The organism is Neoalteromonas arenosi, assembly GCF_030362855.1.
Classification (GTDB): Bacteria; Pseudomonadota; Gammaproteobacteria; order Enterobacterales; family Alteromonadaceae; genus Alteromonas_E; species Alteromonas_E arenosi.
The window spans coordinates 371222-392565 of record NZ_JAUCBP010000007.1 but is presented as its reverse complement, the minus strand read 5'-3'; the positions used below and the strand labels follow the sequence as shown (position 1 = coordinate 392565).

At 41.6% G+C, this 21344-nt stretch carries 21 protein-coding genes and 1 other RNA gene; 11 read left to right on the top strand and 11 right to left on the bottom strand.

The genetic code is table 11. The features are described 5' to 3' along the window. The first annotated feature begins 100 nt into the window (after positions 1-100). Entirely contained in the window at positions 101-913 is an 813-nt protein-coding gene (gene ppsR, locus QTP81_RS08175) for a posphoenolpyruvate synthetase regulatory kinase/phosphorylase PpsR (RefSeq protein WP_289364864.1), read from the top strand. Here the strand turns inward: ppsR and QTP81_RS08170 are convergent. Together QTP81_RS08170 and QTP81_RS08165 are read right to left on the bottom strand one after the other, a co-directional pair. Next, positions 910-1278 (bottom strand): RnfH family protein, encoded by a 369-nt coding sequence (locus tag QTP81_RS08170; protein ID WP_289364863.1) that lies wholly within the window; start codon positions 1276-1278, stop codon positions 910-912. The two genes, ppsR and QTP81_RS08170, sit on opposite strands and share 4 nt — an antisense overlap. Further along, the gene (locus tag QTP81_RS08165) at positions 1275-1709 is read right to left on the bottom strand and encodes a type II toxin-antitoxin system RatA family toxin (RefSeq protein ID WP_289364862.1); all 435 of its coding nucleotides are present in this window, start codon (positions 1707-1709) and stop codon (positions 1275-1277) included. The genes QTP81_RS08170 and QTP81_RS08165 overlap by 4 nt, the downstream gene beginning before the upstream one ends. A gap of 121 nt (positions 1710-1830) precedes the next feature. Here QTP81_RS08165 and smpB point away from each other — a divergent pair, with 121 nt between their 5' ends. Beyond that, positions 1831-2301 carry an SsrA-binding protein SmpB gene (smpB, locus tag QTP81_RS08160; protein WP_434532971.1) on the top strand — a complete coding sequence of 157 codons (471 nt, stop codon included), beginning with the start codon at positions 1831-1833 and terminating at the stop codon, positions 2299-2301. A 27-nt stretch (positions 2302-2328) separates the two neighbouring features. Here the strand turns inward: smpB and QTP81_RS08155 are convergent, their stop codons facing one another. After that, positions 2329-3585 (bottom strand): NADH:flavin oxidoreductase/NADH oxidase family protein, encoded by a 1257-nt coding sequence (locus QTP81_RS08155; RefSeq protein ID WP_434532977.1) that lies wholly within the window; start codon positions 3583-3585, stop codon positions 2329-2331. 189 nt (positions 3586-3774) lie between these two features. Here QTP81_RS08155 and QTP81_RS08150 point away from each other — a divergent pair, with 189 nt between their 5' ends. The 6 genes from QTP81_RS08150 to QTP81_RS08125 all read left to right on the top strand — a co-directional run bounded on the left by QTP81_RS08150 (position 3775) and on the right by QTP81_RS08125 (position 8979). Continuing rightward, positions 3775-4413, top strand: coding sequence for a DUF642 domain-containing protein (locus QTP81_RS08150; protein ID WP_289364860.1), 639 nt, complete (start codon positions 3775-3777; stop codon positions 4411-4413). A gap of 36 nt (positions 4414-4449) precedes the next feature. Then, positions 4450-4809: a transfer-messenger RNA gene (ssrA, locus tag QTP81_RS08145) on the top strand. Between the two features lie 189 nt (positions 4810-4998). After that, positions 4999-6252, top strand: a complete 1254-nt coding sequence (locus tag QTP81_RS08140) for an integrase domain-containing protein (RefSeq protein ID WP_289364859.1) — start codon at positions 4999-5001, stop codon at positions 6250-6252. Between the two features lie 2 nt (positions 6253-6254). Continuing rightward, positions 6255-6590, top strand: a complete 336-nt coding sequence (locus QTP81_RS08135) for a hypothetical protein (protein WP_289364858.1) — start codon at positions 6255-6257, stop codon at positions 6588-6590. Positions 6591-6716: 126 nt separating this feature from the next. Continuing rightward, complete coding sequence (locus tag QTP81_RS08130; RefSeq protein ID WP_289364857.1) at positions 6717-7487, top strand: HEPN domain-containing protein; 771 nt, start codon at positions 6717-6719, stop codon at positions 7485-7487. Between the two features lie 673 nt (positions 7488-8160). Further along, on the top strand, positions 8161-8979 hold the full coding sequence (locus tag QTP81_RS08125; RefSeq protein WP_289364856.1) for a hypothetical protein: 819 nt from the start codon (positions 8161-8163) through the stop codon (positions 8977-8979). 122 nt (positions 8980-9101) lie between these two features. On the opposite strand, the gene QTP81_RS08120 is transcribed toward QTP81_RS08125, so the two are convergent. The 7 genes from QTP81_RS08120 to QTP81_RS08095 form a co-directional block, all read right to left on the bottom strand. Continuing rightward, on the bottom strand, positions 9102-9848 hold the full coding sequence (locus QTP81_RS08120) for a restriction endonuclease (protein ID WP_289364855.1): 747 nt from the start codon (positions 9846-9848) through the stop codon (positions 9102-9104). A 97-nt stretch (positions 9849-9945) separates the two neighbouring features. After that, a complete protein-coding gene (locus QTP81_RS08115) occupies positions 9946-10521 on the bottom strand; it encodes a GIY-YIG nuclease family protein (protein ID WP_289364854.1) in 576 nt (191 codons plus the stop codon). Between the two features lie 85 nt (positions 10522-10606). Beyond that, on the bottom strand, positions 10607-12301 hold the full coding sequence (locus QTP81_RS08110) for an ATP-dependent nuclease (protein WP_289364853.1): 1695 nt from the start codon (positions 12299-12301) through the stop codon (positions 10607-10609). Positions 12302-12482: 181 nt separating this feature from the next. Then, positions 12483-12932, bottom strand: a complete 450-nt coding sequence (locus tag QTP81_RS08105; protein ID WP_289364852.1) for a helix-turn-helix domain-containing protein — start codon at positions 12930-12932, stop codon at positions 12483-12485. A gap of 267 nt (positions 12933-13199) precedes the next feature. After that, positions 13200-13565, bottom strand: coding sequence for a hypothetical protein (locus QTP81_RS08100; protein WP_289364850.1), 366 nt, complete (start codon positions 13563-13565; stop codon positions 13200-13202). Between the two features lie 446 nt (positions 13566-14011). After that, on the bottom strand, positions 14012-14275 hold the full coding sequence (locus tag QTP81_RS17190; protein WP_353059721.1) for a helix-turn-helix transcriptional regulator: 264 nt from the start codon (positions 14273-14275) through the stop codon (positions 14012-14014). Between the two features lie 715 nt (positions 14276-14990). Continuing rightward, positions 14991-17762 (bottom strand): DUF5060 domain-containing protein, encoded by a 2772-nt coding sequence (locus QTP81_RS08095; protein WP_289364849.1) that lies wholly within the window; start codon positions 17760-17762, stop codon positions 14991-14993. A gap of 176 nt (positions 17763-17938) precedes the next feature. Between QTP81_RS08095 and QTP81_RS08090 the strand changes: the two genes are divergently transcribed. Genes QTP81_RS08090 through QTP81_RS08080 form a run of 3 tightly spaced genes read left to right on the top strand, consistent with a single transcriptional unit; the run spans position 17939 to position 19400 of the window. Further along, positions 17939-18481, top strand: coding sequence for an RNA polymerase sigma factor (locus QTP81_RS08090; RefSeq protein WP_289364848.1), 543 nt, complete (start codon positions 17939-17941; stop codon positions 18479-18481). A 5-nt stretch (positions 18482-18486) separates the two neighbouring features. Beyond that, the gene (locus QTP81_RS08085) at positions 18487-18924 is read left to right on the top strand and encodes a hypothetical protein (protein WP_289364847.1); all 438 of its coding nucleotides are present in this window, start codon (positions 18487-18489) and stop codon (positions 18922-18924) included. An 8-nt stretch (positions 18925-18932) separates the two neighbouring features. Then, on the top strand, positions 18933-19400 hold the full coding sequence (locus tag QTP81_RS08080) for a periplasmic heavy metal sensor (RefSeq protein WP_289364846.1): 468 nt from the start codon (positions 18933-18935) through the stop codon (positions 19398-19400). A gap of 222 nt (positions 19401-19622) precedes the next feature. Here the strand turns inward: QTP81_RS08080 and QTP81_RS08075 are convergent, their stop codons facing one another. Then, on the bottom strand, positions 19623-21035 hold the full coding sequence (locus tag QTP81_RS08075) for a TonB-dependent receptor (RefSeq protein WP_289364845.1): 1413 nt from the start codon (positions 21033-21035) through the stop codon (positions 19623-19625). Positions 21036-21344 lie beyond the last annotated feature (309 nt).

Genomic DNA, 21344 nt, shown 5'->3' with positions numbered 1-21344 from the left:
TACCAGCTTTTTTGTCGATGCGATTTTAGAATGGCGTTGATATCAAAGTAAAATTTAATTTTTTTCTGTAATTAATTTACAACAATGTTAAGGAGATGTTGTGCGCACAGCTTTTTATATTTCTGATGGCACAGCCATTACTTCTGAGGTTTTCGGCCATGCTTTACTGTCATTATTCCCCTTAAAGCTTACGCACATCACAATTCCATTTGTTGAAACTGAAGAACAAGCCCACGAAGTGTTAACAAAAATTTCTGAAAGTTTTCAAGAAAGTGGTGAACGACCTTTAGTGTTCTATACCATCGTAAATACTGATGTAAGGAAAATTATCAGCACATCGGTAGGCATTAATTACAATTTTCTCGACCAATTTGTGGCGCCTTTAGAAAAGGTATTAGGCGTTCCGTCGAAACCAGAAAAGCATCGTACTCACAGTATTCACGAAACAACATACGACATTCGTATAGAAGCGGTTAACTATGCATTGGCAAATGATGATGGTTCAAATCTTAAAGACTATCACGAGGCTGATATTATTCTGACCGGTGTGTCGCGCTCGGGCAAAACTCCTACCAGTCTTTATCTTGCATTGCAGTATGGGATCAAAGCCGCTAATTACCCGTTTACGGAAGAAGATATGGGCGATATATTAAAGCTTCCACCAGCATTGCGACGCTTTAAACACAAGTTATTCGGGTTAACCATCGCAGCTGATCGATTACATCAAATCCGATCTGAACGGCGTGCCAATAGTCGCTACGCTTCAATCCAACAATGTCGCATGGAATTGCGTGAAGTCGAAAATCTGTATCGCAAAGAAAAAATACCGTTTTTAAACAGCACGAAGTATTCGATTGAAGAAATTTCAGCGAAGATCCTAGCCACTACAGGGCTGCAGCGGCGCAAATACTAATCGTCTGATTTATTTTCGGCGGCTTTTGCTTTCTTAAGTGAATTGGGGCGACCACCGGTCACTTTATCGGCACGTCCCTCTTCTTTGGCTTTTTCAGCCCGACGCTTGCGCACTTCTTTAGGATCGGCAATCAGAGGACGGTAGATTTCTACCCGATCATCAGCTTTCAACACTTCGTTAAGCTTCGCTGCACGGTTCCAAATACCGACCTTGTTTTTACTTAAATCAATATCGCTATAGCTGGATAATATGCCACTTTGTACAATCGCTTGTTCTACGGTAGTTCCTTGTGAGACTTCCAAACTCAACAATGATTGTTTGTCAGGTAGCGCATAGGCAACTTCTACAGTAAAGGTTTCACTCATGAGGCGTATATCTCTTTTGCGCGACGGGTGAACGCATCCACCATACTTGAAGCAATAGCGTTAAACACTTTACCGAACGCCGCTTGGGCCAAGCGACTACTGAACTCAAAGGTGAGATTAAGCTCGATTTTACACGCATCTTCTGACAACGCAGTAAATTCCCATCCACCGCTTAAATGATTGAAGGGTCCATCGACTAACTTCATATCAATACGCTGGTTAGCCGTTAGATGGTTACTGGTGGTAAACCACTGTTTGACGCCAGCTTTAGCAATCAACAATGACGCGCGCATAGTGGTATCGGTTTGCTCATCGATGCGACTTTGTGCACAACCCGGCAAGAAATCCGGATACGACTCAACATCGTTGACTAACTCAAACATAGACTCGGCACTAAATGCGACCAGAGCACTGCGCTGGATACTGGGCATGTAACCTCTTGAAACAACTTCTAAACTATTCAGTAGTTTATCATGAAAGGCTCGTATGAGTAGCGCACAAATAAACGAAATTTTCGCAGACAAGCACAAACACTGCGTTATAATAGCGCGGATGAAAAAGAATAAACCAACAACAGGCACTATTGCCAAAAATAAAAAAGCGCGTCACGAATACCACCTAGAAGATAAATTTGAAGCCGGGCTTGAATTACAGGGCTGGGAAGTCAAGAGTATTCGCGAGGGTAAAGTCAGTATTACTGATACCTATGTGAATATTGATAAAGGTGAAGCGTACTTATTGGGCTGCTCAATTCAGCCGCTTAATCAGGCCTCTAGCCATGTGGTGTGTGATCCCACGCGCGACCGAAAGTTACTACTACATCGACGTGAACTGGATAAGCTCATGGGCGCGCGAGACCGTCAGGGCTACTCAATTGTGGCAACCGCCATGTATTGGAAGGCTTGTTGGGTAAAAGTCGAGATCTATCTTGCCAAAGGTAAACAATCACACGATAAGCGCGACACAGTTAAAGACCGAGATTGGGCGCGGCAAAAAGAGCGCATGATGAAGCACAGTGCTTAGGCGTTGCGCTTCCTGCATGGCTTCATATCAAACATCATTCACTTCATCGGCGTAGCGCTTGCGATAGCGCTTGGTCAATTTGGCCATTTTGATTTGCGAAAGGATTAGACTCCAAAACGCAGTGTCATTATGTTTTGGTTTGCGCCCGTCACTCATTCTTTGCAATTGACGCTTCATAATCCCCATAGTTGCCAACCCAGCTAAAGTTTTGTCTTTCCAAGTGACTTTAGGTATGTAGCCTTGGGTATTAGGATTCGCATGCCACTGATTGACCAAATCGGGACTCATCGCTAGCGCACTAGCAATACCGACTAAACTAATACCAGAATCAATTACCGCATCGGCCGTTGCTAACCGGCTAATCCCTCCCGTTGTCATCAAAGTTAAATCAGTAGCGGGCAGTATTTGCTCAGCAAACTCCAAAAAATAAGCTTCACGCGCTAATGTTCGGTCATCGGCAGTGCGCCCTCGCATGGCGGGAGCCTCATAACTTCCGCCAGAAAGCTCAACAAAATCAACACCAATCTCCTCCAACATTACAACCACAGCTTTCGCATCATCAACATCAAACCCACCACGTTGAAAGTCAGCGCTATTGAGTTTTACGGATAATGCAAAACGCTCACCGCATGCCTGTTTAACGCTGCGAACAACATCCAATAATAAGCGAGCTCGATTTTCCAACGAACCGCCCCATTGGTCACTGCGCTTATTGGTCAATGGCGATAGAAACTGCGCTAATAAATACCCATGGGCAGCGTGTATTTGAACGCCATCATAACCCGCTTGCTGCGCAAGCATTGCCGTAGTCACAAAGCGCTGCTTAACGTCTGCAATATCTTGCTCAGTCATCGGTGTAGGTGGGGCAAATAAATTAGAGTGTTTGCCCATATTGAGTGCCACATCAGATGGCGAGAGAATTTTACCGCCCATTTTTTTGAATACTTGGCGACCGGGATGATTGATTTGCATCATGACTTTGCAATCATTTTGCTGGGCTTTATTCGCAAGCGTTTTAAAAGGGGTTAAGTCGGCGCCCTCTTCTAACGCCACACCACCAGGCCCGGTCATGGCTAAATGATCAATCATCACATTCCCTGTAATGATTAAACCGACCCCACCGAATGCCCACTGCGAATAAAGATTACACAACGCTTTGTCGGGATGTTGATCAGCATTGGCCAAATTTTCTTCCATTACAGCTTTCACAATGCGATTTTTCAGGGTTAACCCCGATGCTGTAGCAAATGGCTGAAACGCGGCGTGGGTTTGGTTTGACAAAATCTTGCCTCGAATAAATAGTCTAGAATGTCCGCATTATGCCAATCAGTGCATAATTGACCAGCACTAAATTCAGCCCACCCAATGCAACTGGTCAACCAATTTACAATACTTTCTTATGAATTTAGATACCTAAAAATAAGTAACGAGTTGCTATCATCGCTCGAATTTTTTGCGTGGGAACATGATTATATGAAGCAATTTATTGCCTTTAGTTTATTACTTCTTGCAGTGTGGTCATCAAATGCCGATGCGAATTTGATCGTTAATGGCAGCTTTGAAGACAATGATGTGCGCGCGAACACATGGCGCTGGTTTGCTTCAGACAAGGTTAATGGATGGCAGGGAAGTAACCTTGAAATATGGAATAGTTTTCGCCGAGTTAACGCTGTTGATGGTAGTCAGTTCGCCGAGCTTAACGCCCACGGGCAACGCGGTAGACCATTTACCATATCTCAGATCTTTGATACTACTGCCGGTCAAATTTACGACTTAAGTTTCTATTACAGCGCGCGCCGCTCCAATAAAGAAGCCTTTCAAGTCGATGTAGAAGACAATGCTGCGCAATCTATTTTTCGGCAAATTATGGACGACCACGTAAAGGGTCGTTGGTCTTATTTTTCTACCCAGTTTGTGGCGTTTTCTAATCAAACGCGGTTATCGTTTTCATCAGTGTTCCCGTACACCGGAACCGTGGGTAACTTTATTGATGACGTTCGAGTGGTTGGAGCACAGACGGTCAGCGAGCCAGGTTCCCTGTTACTTGCATTAATTAGCGCAGCTGGAATCATTTGGTTACGAATTAAGCGAAAGGTAGTGAAAAGCGCATAGATCCCTTATTCAACCTTATGATACTATTACAGTTCTGGGGCTGATTAGGATTCGACAGGATTTGAGACGCTTTAGGTGCATGCAGAGGTGCGGTTTGCCTCTTTAAAAAGCCGCAATTAAATAGTCGCAAACGACGAAAACTACGCACTAGCCGCTTAATAACCGGTATAGGCCCTTCCACCTTAGTCTCTTTCTACTAGCGGGGATTCGGAAGGTCATCTAAGTAGAATAGCGAGGGAAACTTGTCTGAGGTTGAACCGCGAAATAGTATCAGGCCAGCTGCAAGGAAATCCTGTTTGTCGGAGTTCCAAGTAGTTAAATAAAAGACAAAATAAGCATGTAGTACCGACGGTAGACACTTTCTGGACGCGGGTTCAAATCCCGCCAGCTCCACCAAACACTTTACATTATTGGGCAGCCCTGCCCTTTAATGACAACAATCAACCCTTTAAAAACAAAGAGATAGCGCAAAATCGAGCGCTTCGCTTTGTTCGTTAATGTTCATTACTGATTGTTAAAAATCAATTCCTTTAGTAACATCGTTAGTAACACTTATGAATTCTCACAATATTTGGTGTTACTAAAATGGCCCGGCAGACACTTCCACTTAGTCATAAAGAAATTGCACAGGCAAAAGCTCAAGCTAAGGAATACAACCTTTCAGATGGTCAGGGATTAATGTTAAGGGTAAAACCTAACGGGACAAAAACTTGGCTGTTTAACTACTACCACCCGGTAAGCAAGAAGCGCAAAAACATTAGCTTCGGTTCATTCCCTACTATATCCCTAGCTAGAGCACGAGAAGAACGAGAACAGGCCCGGCTATTACTTTCGAAAAACATCGATCCCCAAGAGCATCGAGAGGAGATATCTCGCGCTAGTAAACTGGAATGCGAGAATACGCTTAAGAATGTATCAGCACGTTGGTTTGAAATTAAGAGGCAACAAGTAACCAAAGATTATGCCGAGGATATTTGGCGCTCACTTAATAATCATGTATTCCCTAATTTAGCCGACGTACCACTCAACAAACTGTCAGCACCGCTTGTAATAGAAGTACTTAAACCAATTGCTGAGAGAGGAAACTTAGAAACGGTGAAACGTCTTTGTCAGCGCCTAAACGAGGTTATGGTTTTTGCAACAAACACTGGCCTAGTGGCTCACAATCCAATTGCGCAGATTAATAAGGCTTTTGTTTCACCAACAAAAAAAAATATGGCGACGATTAAGCCATCACAACTTCCTGACTTAATGAAGTCCCTTAGTGTGGCTAGTATTAAGTTTGTCACGCGTTGCTTAATAGAATGGCAACTTCATACCATGACCCGCCCCAGCGAAGCCGCAGGAGCGCGATGGGATGAAATCGATCTAGAACGAGGTATTTGGATTATTCCTGCCGAAAGAATGAAAAAGAGAGTTTCACATACAGTCCCTTTGACTCCTCAAACACTTGCTATTGTAAAAGTTTTAACTCCGATTAGTGCGAATAGGGACTATTTGTTTCCAGGAGATAGAAACCCAACAATGCCCACAAATAGTCAAACTGCGAACATGGCATTAAAGCGAATGGGATATAAAGGGGAGCTTGTTGCTCATGGGTTGCGGTCCCTTGCTAGTACGATATTGAATGAGCAAGGTTTCGATTCTGACATTATTGAGTCCGCTCTCGCTCATATCGACAAAAATGAAGTTCGTCGAGCATACAATCGAAGTGAATACATAGAGCGCCGGCGAATAATGATGAATTGGTGGAGCAACCACATAGAACAATCAGCTACAGGAAACTTCAGCTTATCCAGTGGCATTAAGCATATTCAAATTGTGAATGAACGAGGTTAATTTTGAGACGTTTAGTTTCTGAATTGTTTGCTGTACCACCGACTTCAATGGGTATGAGAGGCGATAGATATTTGTGGGAAGCGATGCGCAAGCATTTTTATGAAAAGCGGACGATTATTCCAAAAACCGATGAAGCCTTTCAAGAATGTATAAAATTGGCGTTTGACGAGCTTACAAGTAGCTCTTCGGAAAGAAAGAATGGAATCTTCATAAAAGAGTTTGATAAAGGCGGAATGTCTAGTGGCTTCATATGCGAAGATTTCTGGATAGGTCAAGGGTTACAGTATTCGTTGGAGGCCTATTATCGAGCCTCTGATGCTGATAAATGCTACCAATAAAAATACAGATGATAAATTTTCGTCAGATTGGTTAATTGATTTATTAGAAATTAAACAAACGCTATTGTTTTGTTAGCAATGTGACTATTTAACAAATGTGTCAAGATAACTTAAGGATAACAAGCTATGAGTTCTACAACAGAACACTTTTTAGCACTTCAAGAAGAGCGTTATGAGTGCAAACGTTCAGAATGGATACGTAGCCAACTTGGCAACCCAGAGGCAACTGAGAGTACAGAAGGTTGGAATGAGCTTGCTGACGAATATGATGAGAAATATGAGCAATGGAATGATTATATGGAAGAACATCTAAACTGGCTTAAATCGCAAAACCACACTACTTTCTTTAGATATTTTCTGTCATCAATTGAAGAACTAAAGGGGGTCTTGGTAACAAGTTCCAGCTATCCTGGTAATAGTAATCTAATCAATAAGATGGCATACATACATGCTGTAACACTTCTTGAGACTTATCTAGGCGACACATTGAAAAACATTGTACTTTCTAAGCCAATTTTTATGGAAAGGGCAGTGAATAAATTTGAAGGTTTGAATACAAAAAAATTTACCCTCCGAGCTATTCTAGCTGACACTAATATTATCGCTCGAGAGTTGGATGAATTTTTAAGTGAGCAGATGTATCACAATATTATAAAAATCATGAACATGTACAAGGCTGTATTCGAAATCGAGATTGATTATGACAAGTCAATGATTACAAAAATTGTCAACAATCGACACGATTTAGTTCATCGTAATGGTAAGGATAAAAATAACAAGCCAATAGATATAGACAAAGTTACTCTTGATGCGGCCATTTCTCACATACATAGTTTTGTAAGCAGTGTTGATGAAGTTGTGAATCAGCAACACCAAAAGTCTTTCCAAAAGGACTAGAATTAATACATCAACCTCAAATTAATGATACAAATGTTCAAGTTTTTCTACTTACTTCTGAACACTACTAGTATCTTCCTTAACTTTAATCTAGTGCGAATGAAGTATTTTTAGTCAACTCTGGACGCACAAAGATTTATCATTCTATCCCGAGTAAAAAACAAGACAACGCGGAACTTTAAATAATCAACCTATAACACTGTAGTAAAAAATACGTATTCTTTTTAAGCTAGTATTCGTTGAAAAACAGAAAACAGCCACAATAACAAAGATTTGCTAAAGTCTAGGTTTAATAATTTGAATAAGTTTTGGTTCCTCATTGGTTCGTTGTTTTCTAAATTAGTCAACCATCCATCCAAAGGCTTTCTTGGTTTTTTAGCAGTGTTACTCACCGCTTTGGATTTCTTTTTATTTAAGAGCTTTAGGCCAATACTTAAGGCCATGCCAGAATTTCTAGTCAACTGGGCGAATCAAAATACCTTTGATGGATTCTTAGTAGGGTTGGTACTTTTTTGTTATGTTTTGATGATATTCGCTTCATTGTTACTACTAAAAAGAATCGCGAAAAAAATGAGAATGAAGTTTAAGTCAAATTGAAGAAAGCTTATAGGTTTGCCCAAATAATCATTGAGACGGCCTTTTTCGGGCTCGTTTGACTACACGGAGTGAATGTATGAACCGAGGAAAAAGATTTAGTCAGGTCTATCTGAAAGCTGATTCAACGGTTAAAGACAGTTTGCGAATGAGAAATCGACTTAGTGCAATATACTGGGACCTATTAACTTCTGAGAATAAAGAACTAGTTAAAAAAATACATATAGAAACTGGTGCAAAGGTTCCGTTTGTTGCGGGCTCTTATAGCCTTTCAGATTTTTTTGAGTCTTGCGATATTCGAGATTTGCTTGATAGTGTCACGATTGTTTTTCAACATTACCACTTTGGGACAGTAAATTCTCATAAGGCGTCTAAATGGCATGCTTTTGTTAGTAGGGTTTTCTCAGAGGAAAGCCTGGGATACCGATTAGATGATTTAGGTGGTGTTCACTTCTTCCAGGATGAAGAATTTGAACGTAGCCGAAATGCAACTCTAGCGGGCCTCGATAGCCAGCCAGCCATAAAAGAAGCTTTTGAAAAATCCTATGCCCTTTTAGACCGAGATCCACCAGATACGGCTAGTGCTATTCGAGCAGTTTTCGAGGCCTTAGAAATAACTTACAAGCATTTGATAAATGCAAAGGGTAAAGAGAGGCTTAACTCACATGGTGTACAGAAAAACCTTAAAAGCCTGTTCCAAGCTAAACTAACTGATAGACCGGTTGAGTTAAATGCGACTGAGCACCTGCTCGATGGTTTTTGCGACTGGATTGACGCGGCGCACATGTACAGGCATGGCCAAAAAATTGAAAGTACAGAGGCACCTTCCATTGATTTTGCAGTAATGTTCATTAGCCAGGGGGCTAGCTACTTGCGTTTTTTGTTACATATCAAATAGTTGGAGACTATGTTAGTTAATATGCGAACGCAACAATTGAGTAGTGAGTAAGTATCAACTGTTTGTTCAGAGGTTAAATGCACAAATGAGCGAATGCTTTTTTATCGCAAACTTTTTTATGCTTAGCTTCTATCGCGTACGCTCCTAAATTCTTCTATAGCAGTCAAACCATAATCCAGACAGCTTTCAAAAAACTCGCGATAGCTAATTGCTTCGAGAATCTCGGTTGGAATCGTTGCAAGTAAACTAGGGGGCAAATCAAGCCTCTTTATTAAGGGTAAAGATGGCCTCTTTGTATCTTCGAACATTCTAGCATATGGTGTGAACTCCATTACTAACGCACCAAATAGGTCATATTTATTTTTTAAAGTAACGTATTCTGCTTTCTTTGCTTCAGGTAGCGCAGCAAACCATGACGGAAGCAGTGGTTCTGAATAAGTCATAATAGCGTTTAGTTTTTTTGCGATATTTGGAGATAAATACTCATCAAACCAACTTTGTTCAAAATGATTTTGAAACTCTTCCCAAGTAACAAGTTTAGTGTTGGTATGTTTGGCTGCTGAAAACGCCCCTACCTGAAAACCGTTGAGAGAAATCAAATAGCTAACATTTGCACCAATATCAGCTGTTACAGTTCGAAAGCCATGTATTACATTCTGAGGGACTCTCCCCTTCCAATGCTTGCATTCACAAAGAATAGTGTATTTTCTACCCTTAACTTTCTCCTCGGCATAAACATCTATTTCAACTTTTCCACGGGCAGTATCAATTATTTTTTCAACCTCCACACTAAAACCGCATTCAGCTAATATTCTTGCAGTTTCATTTTGCAGATCTTGCCATGTATCAGGTACCTTGTTAGTAATCATTTAAATTTTTATCCAGCTATAGGCGTAGCGCTCGAACTTCTGAATGATTTGCAACACAGGAGAATAAAGGCTCAAAAGCATGCACTGCTCAATTGCATTACTCTGATTTTGCCACATGCTTCTTTTTCTCGTTTCGCTCGATTTTACCTTCACGCATTAGTACTCCAAGAATACTGTAGCTTAGATAGTCTTTTGATCCACCTCCATAGTCCGATTGCAGACCTAGATATTTTGCCGCGTCTGAATTCTTTATTCCATCCTGGTTGGCTTTAGCAAGCTCCATTACCGCCGACTTAAGAATATTCAAACCCATTTGAGCCTTTTCGTAGCACCCATCTGGAATATTTACCCTAATTCGTTTTGAAATATTATTCGGGTTCGGCTTAACTCGATTTGTGAGCAATCCGCCTTGAGAACGAATGCCAAAAGCGGCAATTAATTCAGCCTCTATCTTCAGAGATTGTTCTTCAGTTAAGTTGTCAATTATTACTGTATGAAGGACAGATAAACCGGCATCATGAATACCTTGTATAACCAATCCCTTTTCAGAGTCATCAACATTAGTTTGATGTTCCCATGCTCTATTCCCGGTGCCTTTTCCAATATAGAAAGTTCTAGCTGGCTTTTCCCGAGGATCTTTCAAGGCATAAACATAAAATGGATTCTGTGCCATTATTTCCCTTAATTTTAACACCCAATTTTGTGGAAAATTGTAACGCAGCTGAGACCCATTCAGGCAGATGCGTTTACCAAAATGTCTAACTATTCCAGGATTCAATTGCTCTGCAAGTTCGCCGCATCATTTCATCAATATCTAATATTTCAGATAAATTCTCTTTCGTCATAAAGGGGATTACTTCTTCAGCCATGAGCGTTTTTTTACCGCTATATTTCTTGCCCTCGCCTGGTACAAGCTGTTCAAGGTAATCGAAGAAGTTATCATACATACCGACATGTTGTGTTGCTTCAAGACTCCAACGAGCATTTACCACTTCCAACGGAATAAAGTTCTCTATCTCTTTCCCTCTGGTAATCCAGCAAAATGCACCCAATTTATCAAACTCGTCTCTGATTCTCTTTTTCGTATCGTTGATTCTTGACTGCTTATTTCTCTTATCGCTATCAATTAGTATAAGAGCATTTCTGTTAGCATTTAGTATCGAAATTCCACTATATGCTTCATCGGGGTTCCTAGCTGAAAGGTGGGACAACAATCGCCCTCCGTAAAATACTATCTGGTAATGGGTCCCTTCCTTAAGAGCACCATCACTCCATAGGTGTATCCATCTATTCAAGTAAATTCGGTCTGATGGACCCTCAACCCAAATAACACCGTTAGATTGGAGAATATCACTTGCTCTGATATCTAAATCATCAAGAATTCCATTGTTTTCGATATACGTTTGTGCAGTCTTACAGAAAGATGATTGTTGATTATGAGTAACATGCACAATTTGTGCATCTGATTGCTTGCTAAACTGATCTATCAATACGTTTGAGTGAGTCGTAAGAAAATATATAAAGTCGTGTTCTTTTGAAGACTTATATATATATTCGTTAAGTCTTCGCAAAAGAGCTGGGTGTATATTGTTTTCAAGTTCTTCAAAACCAAAAACATAACTTCCTAAAGGTCTGTGCTCTAAATGAGGTACTAAAATCAAGCATGCTAGTACAGACATGACTGTTTTCAATCCACTACCCGACTGCGATAGTGGGATTCTTCCTTTATGCTCTTCCTCTAAGTAAATTTCCCATGCCAAGCTTTCGTGTTGTTGACACACAATGTCTGTAAAACATGCATCATGTGCAAAAATTTCGTTTAGACCTTCTAATATATCTTGTTCAACGAGTTCACTTGGTAGGCCAGATTTATTGATGAAGCATTGTATTGCATTTGTTAGTCCTGAACCATTTGTTGAGATATTAATGTCGGTCGTATTCGCTGGTTCAGGTAGGATATCTCTTTCAGCCAATAGTCTACGAAAGTTTTTTCCTTCTAATGGGACTAACATGTTATTTGGTAGGGTTTCATGGTACCCCCCGCTTTTCAAAAGCGATGGTTGAATACCTTCATCATTACATTCTATTAACTGGGCATTATTGTTTCTTCCTTCACCTCTTTTGGACCACTTTATCGTTTTTCCAATGTATTTCTGACCATATTCATTATGGTTACCGCTGATTTCACCACCGTGAGTTTGTCTTGGAAATGTATTAGTAACCGCTCTTTCACTAATTTCAGCCTGAAATATCACTTGAGGAGGCTGATTCTCCCTCCAGGTACTTCTATCAAACTCGTAATTTCTAGACGTTACCTTATCAATTAGGTCAAGAAGAGATGACTTTCCGGAGTTATTTCTCCCAATAATAAGATTCACTCTCTGAATAGAATCAAACCCAGCTTCATCATGGAAACACTTATAACCTTTAACCTTAACTGCTAATTGATACACTATTTAATCCTTTAAATCGTAAAAACTGATTGCTTTTAGCTCATGTTAACACTCGTTTGTACAGAAAAACTATGCTCTGTTCTTTCTGCCTGTTGAAATATCGAAGTAGCAAGAGACGGAGAGCCAACCAACATTCGTTAGTTTAGTATTGTTGATATCTCTAAAATGACCGACGTTCGAACTATTCGGTTTGCAGTTTGTATTGTTCTAACCATTCCTCAACTGACCCGGCCACAGCTGGTACAACGATAACACCTGAGTTAGGCAAGTCTTCACCAGCGACATTGGTTGGAGCTATTTTCATTGGCGCATACAAATTCATTAGCTTGGATAGCTGATCTATTATCTTTATAGCCTTGTCGACCGCAGCTAAATCTCCTCGCTGGGCCTGGTCCCAAGATATATTTAGTAACCCCTCAAGTCGATACATTTGCAACGCACGGTAATCTTGAGTTTCTTCATACTGTTTTTCAGCTAACTCAATTAACGCACTGTGAATATATTTATAAACCATTGATGTACTGACCCCTAGCTCAATACCAATTTGTTCTAGCGTCATCCCCTGCCTTCTAAATTGTACCGCTTTTAATCGATTTTCAGCGGCTGATAAGCGTCTTACTGAAGTTTGCATATTTTTACCTCTTTGGTTTTACTAATTATCGGTATCTCAATTACTTGTGCGTTAAAAAACTTAGTAGTACATGGCATACTTAATAGGACTCCAGAATTTGGAGTATTACCCTTAGTACCTACTAACTTCTCAACGCCCTATTTGCGCCATTCTTTCTATCTCTCTTACTCCAGAAATTGGAGTAGTAAAGCCTACGACAAATCCAAAACTGGAGTTAATAGATGCTGAGATTGGAGCTAGTAGCTCCAATAAATGAAGCTACGAAATTTAAGGTGGGACATTTTGTTTAAAGAGTCTTATTGCTTTGCTTGATGGTGGTACATCCATATCAAATCCCGATATTTCGTCTATCCTTGCCCAAGTCAGCGCATAGTAATTTGGCAAGCGGGCGCCTTGAGAAAAATAGCCCCGTTTAGTGAGCATTATTAGATTTCTATCGAGAAGCTCCTTCTTTGCTCTGTTAAGTGTAGTTTGAGAGTTAAATCCCCGTTCTTTCAACTGTGACCAGACGATACATAATTTGCCGTTATTATAAGTTGTATATTGCCTTGCAACTTCATTTAGCAATTTTACTCCGTTGCCAGATAGTTCATAGTAGTCTGGATGCTCCATAACATCCTTGGGGATAGCCATAATTCGCCTTGATTTCATTTTCTTCTTTGCACTGCCCATAGCATTTCAGGGGCTAAAGTGCCCCACTCCTACAGTCAAATGAGATGGGAAGAATCAAACCGCGTTTCATTCTGTACTTATTTAGCAACGCTTCAGCCTTCAACCTCGCCTGAGTGTCCGCTAGCCAATATCTTGCAAAAGCCGATTGTCGGTAATGTACCCTGGTGGCTGGATCTAGGCACCTGTTGAAAGCGATTCCATGTCTATTTTGAAGCTCGGAAATACTGCTGTGTAGGCAACTTTCATGATAAATCGAGTACGCTTCTGGTTGAGTGAATCCCCTCAAACCAACTTTCAAAGCAAGTTCCAAAACTAGCTCAATTTTAAAAGGTGGATGTTTTTGTATATTATTAAGTTGCTTAGCGGGGTGGCCCTTTGCAGATGGGGCTGCCTTATCTTTATTCATTTCAGCATCCTCCACGCTTGTCTTGCCGTTTTAAAACTAATGCCCGAACTAGAGCTTTAATTTCGGCAGTTGAACTACCAGAAATCATGGCATCCAGAGTTTGCTCTACTTCGTATTCAATAAACCCTACTGCTCTTGGACCTATAGGTACGCTTGGAGGGAACATTCCATCGCTAATCATACTTCTCAGAGTATTTCTACAAACCTTAAGGCGATGAGTTACGTCTGCTTTTCGTAAGAATGAGATTGCGTGCTTGTGTGTCATTTAAGACTCCATTTTTGTTTAAGGAGCTCCTTATTTTCCACACATAAATTGGCATTATTACCCGTAAAAGTTTCCCTTTGATTTTCTTTGAATATCAAAGACTCTTCTCTACCGATTACACTAAAAAAACTGTGATGATCTGTGTTGGTGTGAATGTTGGCGTTAGTGTTGATGTGAGTGTTGGTGTTTAGCCGCTAAAGCTCGAAAAATCGGGCTTTCAGCGTGTTGGTGTGAGTGTTGGTGTACTTGTTGATGTGTGTGTTGATGTGAAATAAGTTAAAAGTACAAGATCTACAAATTCGACATCTAAAAATTATTCAAAAATCTTTTTTTTTGAAAAAAAGTTTCGTAAAAACAATATAAATTTACTTTTTTATTTTGACTTTTTTGCTTAAAAATTAGTGATTAAATTAAAAACCAGATCGAAGCAATTTAAAGAACCTACAACATATTTAAGTAACACCATTAGTAACACAGAAGCAGAATAAAAAGTAATTTACCCATATATTTCAATAGCTAAAAAACATGGTTCAAATCCCGCCAGCTCCACCAAATTTTTAAGCCCTAATCAGCCCTCACCGGCCTTTAGGGCTTTTTAATTACCTGCATTTTTACTTTCAGAAGTTGAGTGTTAATGAGGACCCTCATCTAAAAATACTTAAGCTAACTCAAAGATTTTCTTGATTTCATTACGGTCCACATTTTTCTGAAGGCATTAATATTGACTCAAACGAAAAGCCCAACCTCGAAGTTCATTGTTAGGAACTGCTGGCATTTCCAGTCTCCCATTATCATCAGAATCTACCTGAATCTGTGCAAGCCATTCCCCGCTTTGAATATCAAACCATTCCAACGAATAAGTTGTACTAGGCTGCATATTAATCAAATCAACCGAGTCGAATGTTGCAGCAATAAAGCCTAATGCGATGTCTTTTTGTGGCGTAGTTGCCAAGGAATGAAACTCCGACTCACCTCCGAGCGAAGACTGACTCGACATAGAGTAGTCTAAATTTTCAGGTGTCGGCATCAACACGCTAAAATCATGACCTTCATCTTGCATAAATCGCTTCAAATGGCCCATGGTTGTTATTTGATAAGCTTCCAAATTATCGGCAAGACGTGTTGTTTCAGAAATTATCCCAGTAAAAAAACCATCTCCCCAAGTATGTCCCATAACCGCTCCTCCGTTAAGGACGCTCGCGTACATTAAGAATTGTGCTTGTTGCTCCATTGTTAAGAAGTCATGTTGCGAGAAGAAAGCATGGGGTGTCGGCCAATAGGGCTCGAGGTTGATTACAGGTAACGGAGACGCCTGAAAGATATTTCGCATTGCTGGAACAGACCCGCCTTTACGTTCAGTGTTACTGTAACTATTCAGATCAATAAAATTTGGTGCTATTTGATCCAGTGCGAGATCATATAATGGTCCAGAAGTAGTGGTGCCCCAAGGCACCATAATCGTTTTTGGATTACCAAATGGCATATTCCCGAGTCGATCGTATATGTTTGTTAGCAACTCTATATAGTCATGGACCAATTGCACATGCTCCGATGATGCCGGTGTCATACTGGCATCAATATGCATCCATGAGAACACCATGTTGTAACCACCGTAACGAGCCCACAAATAACGAATAAAAGCGGCCGCAACCTCTGGCCCAGCTTCAAGAAACTGTTGTTCTGAGCGACGTAAAACCTCTAAATTGAAAATCATTCCTTGTTCAGTAATGAACTGAAATTTACGATCAAGCTGTTGCCAATAGTTCGGATTGATTCGGCTAAAGTCGGGATGTTCAAAGCCATCACTGGGATCTGCTGCCAAAAATTTAAACGGCCAACTACCGTCTTCGGCGTGCTTTTTCGACCAAGTCACTTGTTGCCATAATTCATCGAACCGATCACTAGGAAAACTGGAAATAACTTGAAAAGTATTGAAACCTAGCGATTTACGCTGTATTACCGCATCTTGAAAAGAAACGCCGGCTAATCCAGGTTGAATATTTCCACTGTCCCAGCGAAAAATATCAGTAAGAAGGGTTGATTTGGTATCAACCGTCATAAAAAATGGCGTACCATCGGCATACTCTAATACGCGGTTAGATACTTTAAGGAACCCTCGCCTATTCGGGTTATCGAGCTTTTCCTGTTCGTTCCATTCTGTCGCTACAAAGCTTCCGCTTTTGTTATCAAGCCCCGCATCCCCCGTCACACTCTCGGTGCTCCAAAACCACGCACCTGGGTGAGTTGCCACCAGACGAACGCGAAAAGTATTACCGCCATCCCAGAAAGCCGGCACGCGGTATTCTACACCCGGTCCAGTTAGCATTACCCACAAATCAACATCAAGATAGGGATTGTTATAGCTATTTTCTGCATAAAAGGTCTTTTCATATATTTGGTAGACTTTGGTCGCTAAGTTGTCCGTCAGCTCTTTATCTTGAAAAAACTGCCACACTTCTTCGGCCATTTCTATGTCTCCATTTTGCTCGCCCAAAACATGCGGTACGTAGGGCGTTCCAAACCTTTGCGTAGGACTTGGACTTGCGTGCCCGCCACCATTAACTTGAAAAAGAACGACTTCCGTGTCTGAAGCACTGTCGCTGTATTGCACCTTTGTGACAGTGGAGGCATCATCAGTAAAGCTATCAGGCAGGTTCGTTTCAACTGGCTGATTGCTCAGCTGATTGCGGGCAACCCAATACGCAACCGTTGCTTCGGTGGAATACACCTCACCACGGTTTTCAATCATTTGCCCACCTTGGTACGGTAAAATAGGATCGTCTGTGCCATTCATAAAAAGCGCTGAAATAGGCTTTGTTAATTCTGTACACTCTGTATTGACAGGGTTTGCAGCAGATACTGCGGCAAAGGCTGCAACTTTGTCGGTGAGTTCTTGGCCTAGCCGGATACTCATATGTCCACCATTTGAGGTACCGGTAGCAAAAATGCGTCTCGGTGCGGCTTGATACTCACTAACCAGATGATCAATTAACTGGCTGACAAAGGCCACATCATCTTGTTCCGAGTTACCCACAGAGTCGCCACGACAATCATTCCACCCCTTGTTGTTGCCATCATTAAACCCATTAGGAACCACCAGAATAATATTTTCACGGTGCGCAACTTCTAGCCAAGTTTTATAGGGAAACGTATTCACCGGCTGCGGATTCCCCATTTCGTCTAAGCCAATAATCCCGTTGTAATCATTATTATGGCCATGAAAAATAAATACCACCGGGGCATTGTAAGTGTCATCTGGTAACCACAAGTGATATTCACGATTAACGCCTGCGATATCGATGGTCATATTTTTGTGTAATCCATCATAGGGATCGAACTCTTGATCCTCAACCGGCGTTTCTGGCGGCGCGACTGTTACGGCGTCGGGGTCTTCAGTCGAACTTCCACCACAGGCTATTAACAGCAGAAGACACATAGCCTTGAGTAGTATAATTCTTATGTTGAGAAAATTAGTTGTTGCGTTCAAACTGAGTTACCTGAGTAAATTGTTGTTATTGGCTTTTACGCAGCGTGTCAGTCAAACCAGTCGAAATTTTTTTAAGTTTTTTCGACCGGTATTAAAGAGTGGTCTCGTAGTACAAATAACAACAGCGACACATTGATAAACAAAGGCTATTGCAATTGGCAGAAAACGACAGGCATGTGAACCAAGTCTTGGATATGGCACAAGGAAACCACCAGGCAATGTCTGACTTTTATCAGACATATGGACAAAGTGTCTTCCGAATCGCTTGGCGCATGTCTGGGGACAGCAGTATGGCCGAAGATATAACCCAAGAGGTTTTCGTGAAGATTTGGCAAAAAGCACACAGCTACAACGCTGAAAAAGGTACAGTAGCATCTTGGGTAAAAAGTATCACGGCGAATGCCTGTATTGACAAACTGCGGAAAAAATCAGAACTGTCAAATCAGCACCAAACTGTGGATGCCCTGCTAAGTGAATCCTTATCCCCGGAAGCCACCGCCATCAATGAAAATTATTCGCACTACGTGCAAACCGCGCTTATGTCTTTGCCAGAGCGACAGCGCTTAGCAATAACATTAAACATCTATTGTGACGCATCAAATGCCGAAGCGGGTGCCATTATGAGTGTATCAGAACAGGCGGTCGAGTCCTTACTCGCTCGGGCAAGACGCTCGTTAAGCGATCTATTTGAACGTAAACAATTAACAGGTTTGAGGTAATCAGTATGAACAAACAACCGAAAGCTGAAGATATCCAATCGGTAGTGGATTGCTACCACACTTATGGCGCTGCAACCGATAAGTGGCCTGACGATAAACGTTGCTTGATCAGCTCAACCCAGAACGATCCTTGCGTTGTATCGGCCAAAGCGACTGCAGAATGGCTAGACAGTTGCTTAAAAACGTCCGGCGAACCTTTGCTGCCTCAACATATTGAGCACAAAATTATGCAGCAAATTAAACAGACGCCGAATGGAGCCTTCAGTCAACGCATGGTAAGCATGCTAAAAGGCTACTTTGCTAAAGGCACTATACAATTGCTTGCTTCAGTGGCTTGCGGTGCTAGTCTAGCCATAGTGGTTGGGCTTTTTCAGTTACCGCCATTACCTCCAGAGCAAGAACTCATGCTATACACCCATGCATTACCAGATTCAATATTTTAGGACAGCACATGAAATTCACAAAATTAGAACTAATACTGTTTATCCTGCTAACCTTTGTGCTGGTATATGGCGTTTTCTATATCCAGCGCCCAGAAATCAAAGTTGCAGCAGAATACAAGGACAGTGGCCAACCCATTATGATGTTACTGCATCTTGATGAGATTCCACAAGCGACCAAAGATAAAGTCAGAGCCACGATACGTGAAAGGTTACCAGAGTTGCGTCAGTCTTTTAGAGAACTCAAACAGGCCAATCGAGAATATCAGTTAGCAATCGCAACTAGAGCCGATTACGATGTTGAACAAGCGTTTGCCGCAGCAGAAAAAGCCGCTCAAGCTCAACAGCGTAAGTGGCAATTAACCTATGAGATGGGGGCAATCGTAATGGATTTACTTACGTTGGAAGAACGACAAATGTTTATTGAAAAACGTAAAGAACAACTTAAGATGGGCGCAAAACCTTTTGGCATCAATTAAACTATTATTAAAAATGTGTCAACAAAGATTCTACTAGTGTCTGGCAACTTAGCCTCCGAAGCTCCTGCGTGAGCATTAACCTGCATTAGCATACTAAAGTAATTGCGGGGCTAATTCAGTTCCTATTGTGGGAACCAAACCGGCGTCCCGCCCCACCACCAAATAAACATTCAAGGGCGTTCAATACGCCCTTTTTTGTTGGAGTGAGCCAAATGAGTCGTGTTACCCCCGATACCCAAACAACTTGCGATTGACGATCTCTTCTACCACTTTTTCTGGCACGAGTTGTTGCCAATCTTTAGACGCTGTCGGGATCTGTTTTAATACTTCACGCGAGTAGATGTTAAACAATTCAGGGTCGCTACATTCGATACCTGCCACAAAGCCATTTTCAAGCAAGTGGCGATAAAGGAAGCGCAAATGCTCAGGTACTTTTACTTCGGTGAAATTGGTCGGTTTTCCATCAGCGGCACGCTCTGGGTAGACAAACAACTTAGTGTTATCGGGGAATAACTTACCAAAACCTTCTAAAATTCCACCTTCAACACCGCGGTAGAAGTTCTCATCAAAAATTTGCTTCACATTGATCATGCCAACCACTATACCGATGTGCATCTTGGTGTATTGGCGGAAATAAGCACGCAATGAAAAGTAGCGGGTGTAATCCGAGACCATCACGTTATAGCCGAGCTTGTTTAACAGTTGCACACGCTCAATTAAATCGGCTTCTGGGAAGTTGGCATCATTACCGTAAGCATCGTTGAGCGATATCTCGGCGATCGCGACGGTATTTGACTCATCTACACCTTTCTGAGCGAAAAACGCCTTCTTGCCCTGCTCTATCATATCTTCATTGAGCTTGGTTACGGGTCGGAATGAGCCGCGAATGGTAATAACATTTTTCTTGTATAGCATTTCCGCAGGTACCGCGACACTGCCATCCGGGCGGAACATAATCGCGCGGGTTTTCCAGCTGCGAATCAAGTGAATATTCTTGGCACGATTATCAATCTCTTCAAAGTACGGACCATGAAACTCCACCGAGTCAATCTCAATCCGGTTGGGCTTCATGTTGTCGGTCAATGAATCGATAATTTTACGCGGATCTTCAAAGTAGTAATAAGCGGCGTAGATAAGGTTAACCCCTAGAACACCTAGCGCCTGTTGTTGCGCTTCAGCGTTATCGTCAAACATTCGCACGTGCACGATAATATCTGACGGCTCTGCGCCCGGGTACATTTGAATACGGATACCACACCACGCATGACACTCATTATTGCCTTTGAAGCTTTTCGCCGCGACGGTAGCCGCGTAGGCGAAGAACCGCGAAGAGCGCGGACGTACATCGGCGATGCGTTCTAACACTAGGTCGTACTCTTGTTCCATCATCGCTTTAACGCGTGCGCGGCTAACGTAGCGGCGATCTTCTTGAACCCCGTATATCGCATCAGAGAACTTCATGTCATAGGCTGACATCGTTTTGGCGATGGTACCGGCTGCTGCACCGGCCAGAAAGAATTGTCGAGCGACCTCTTGACCTGCACCGATTTCGACAATTGTGCCGTACTTTTTTTCGTCAAGATTGATGCGCAGAGCCTTGGCGTTGGTGGCTCGAGAGCTGACTTGTTTGTCCATGCTAATTCTCACTTAACCGATTATATTCGCGTCTTTGCATAGTATCGCAATGGAATGCCTTAATTGCCAATAGTTAAGTCGCTAATTTTTCAGAAGTTCTTAAACTAATCGCATTAAACAGTGAAGCGCCGAAAAAATTAGAAAAAGCCACGACAAGAAACTTGGTCAAACTCGCTGTGCAATTGCGATTTACATTACTCACAACGTACAGCTATCGGAGCATATACATAGCGCTATCATGCAGCTTTTAATTGGCGCGAAAATAATTCGTCGAACGGTCGATAAAGGACGAACTGAGTTAGGCACAAA

Excerpts from the sequence above, each read along its gene's own strand:
- QTP81_RS08170 (WP_289364863.1), bottom strand. The coding sequence starts at position 1,278 with ATGAGTGAAACCTTTACTGTAGAAGTTGCCTATGCGCTACCTGACAAA.
- QTP81_RS08165 (WP_289364862.1), bottom strand. The coding sequence starts at position 1,709 with ATGCCCAGTATCCAGCGCAGTGCTCTGGTCGCATTTAGTGCCGAGTCT.
- smpB (WP_434532971.1), top strand. The coding sequence starts at position 1,831 with ATGAAAAAGAATAAACCAACAACAGGCACTATTGCCAAAAATAAAAAA.
- QTP81_RS08150 (WP_289364860.1), top strand. The coding sequence starts at position 3,775 with ATGAAGCAATTTATTGCCTTTAGTTTATTACTTCTTGCAGTGTGGTCA.
- QTP81_RS08140 (WP_289364859.1), top strand. The coding sequence starts at position 4,999 with ATGGCCCGGCAGACACTTCCACTTAGTCATAAAGAAATTGCACAGGCA.
- QTP81_RS08130 (WP_289364857.1), top strand. The coding sequence starts at position 6,717 with ATGAGTTCTACAACAGAACACTTTTTAGCACTTCAAGAAGAGCGTTAT.
- QTP81_RS08125 (WP_289364856.1), top strand. The coding sequence starts at position 8,161 with ATGAACCGAGGAAAAAGATTTAGTCAGGTCTATCTGAAAGCTGATTCA.
- QTP81_RS08120 (WP_289364855.1), bottom strand. The coding sequence starts at position 9,848 with ATGATTACTAACAAGGTACCTGATACATGGCAAGATCTGCAAAATGAA.
- QTP81_RS08115 (WP_289364854.1), bottom strand. The coding sequence starts at position 10,521 with ATGGCACAGAATCCATTTTATGTTTATGCCTTGAAAGATCCTCGGGAA.
- QTP81_RS08105 (WP_289364852.1), bottom strand. The coding sequence starts at position 12,932 with ATGCAAACTTCAGTAAGACGCTTATCAGCCGCTGAAAATCGATTAAAA.
- QTP81_RS08100 (WP_289364850.1), bottom strand. The coding sequence starts at position 13,565 with ATGGCTATCCCCAAGGATGTTATGGAGCATCCAGACTACTATGAACTA.
- QTP81_RS17190 (WP_353059721.1), bottom strand. The coding sequence starts at position 14,275 with ATGACACACAAGCACGCAATCTCATTCTTACGAAAAGCAGACGTAACT.
- QTP81_RS08085 (WP_289364847.1), top strand. The coding sequence starts at position 18,487 with ATGAACAAACAACCGAAAGCTGAAGATATCCAATCGGTAGTGGATTGC.
- QTP81_RS08080 (WP_289364846.1), top strand. The coding sequence starts at position 18,933 with ATGAAATTCACAAAATTAGAACTAATACTGTTTATCCTGCTAACCTTT.
- QTP81_RS08075 (WP_289364845.1), bottom strand. The coding sequence starts at position 21,035 with ATGGACAAACAAGTCAGCTCTCGAGCCACCAACGCCAAGGCTCTGCGC.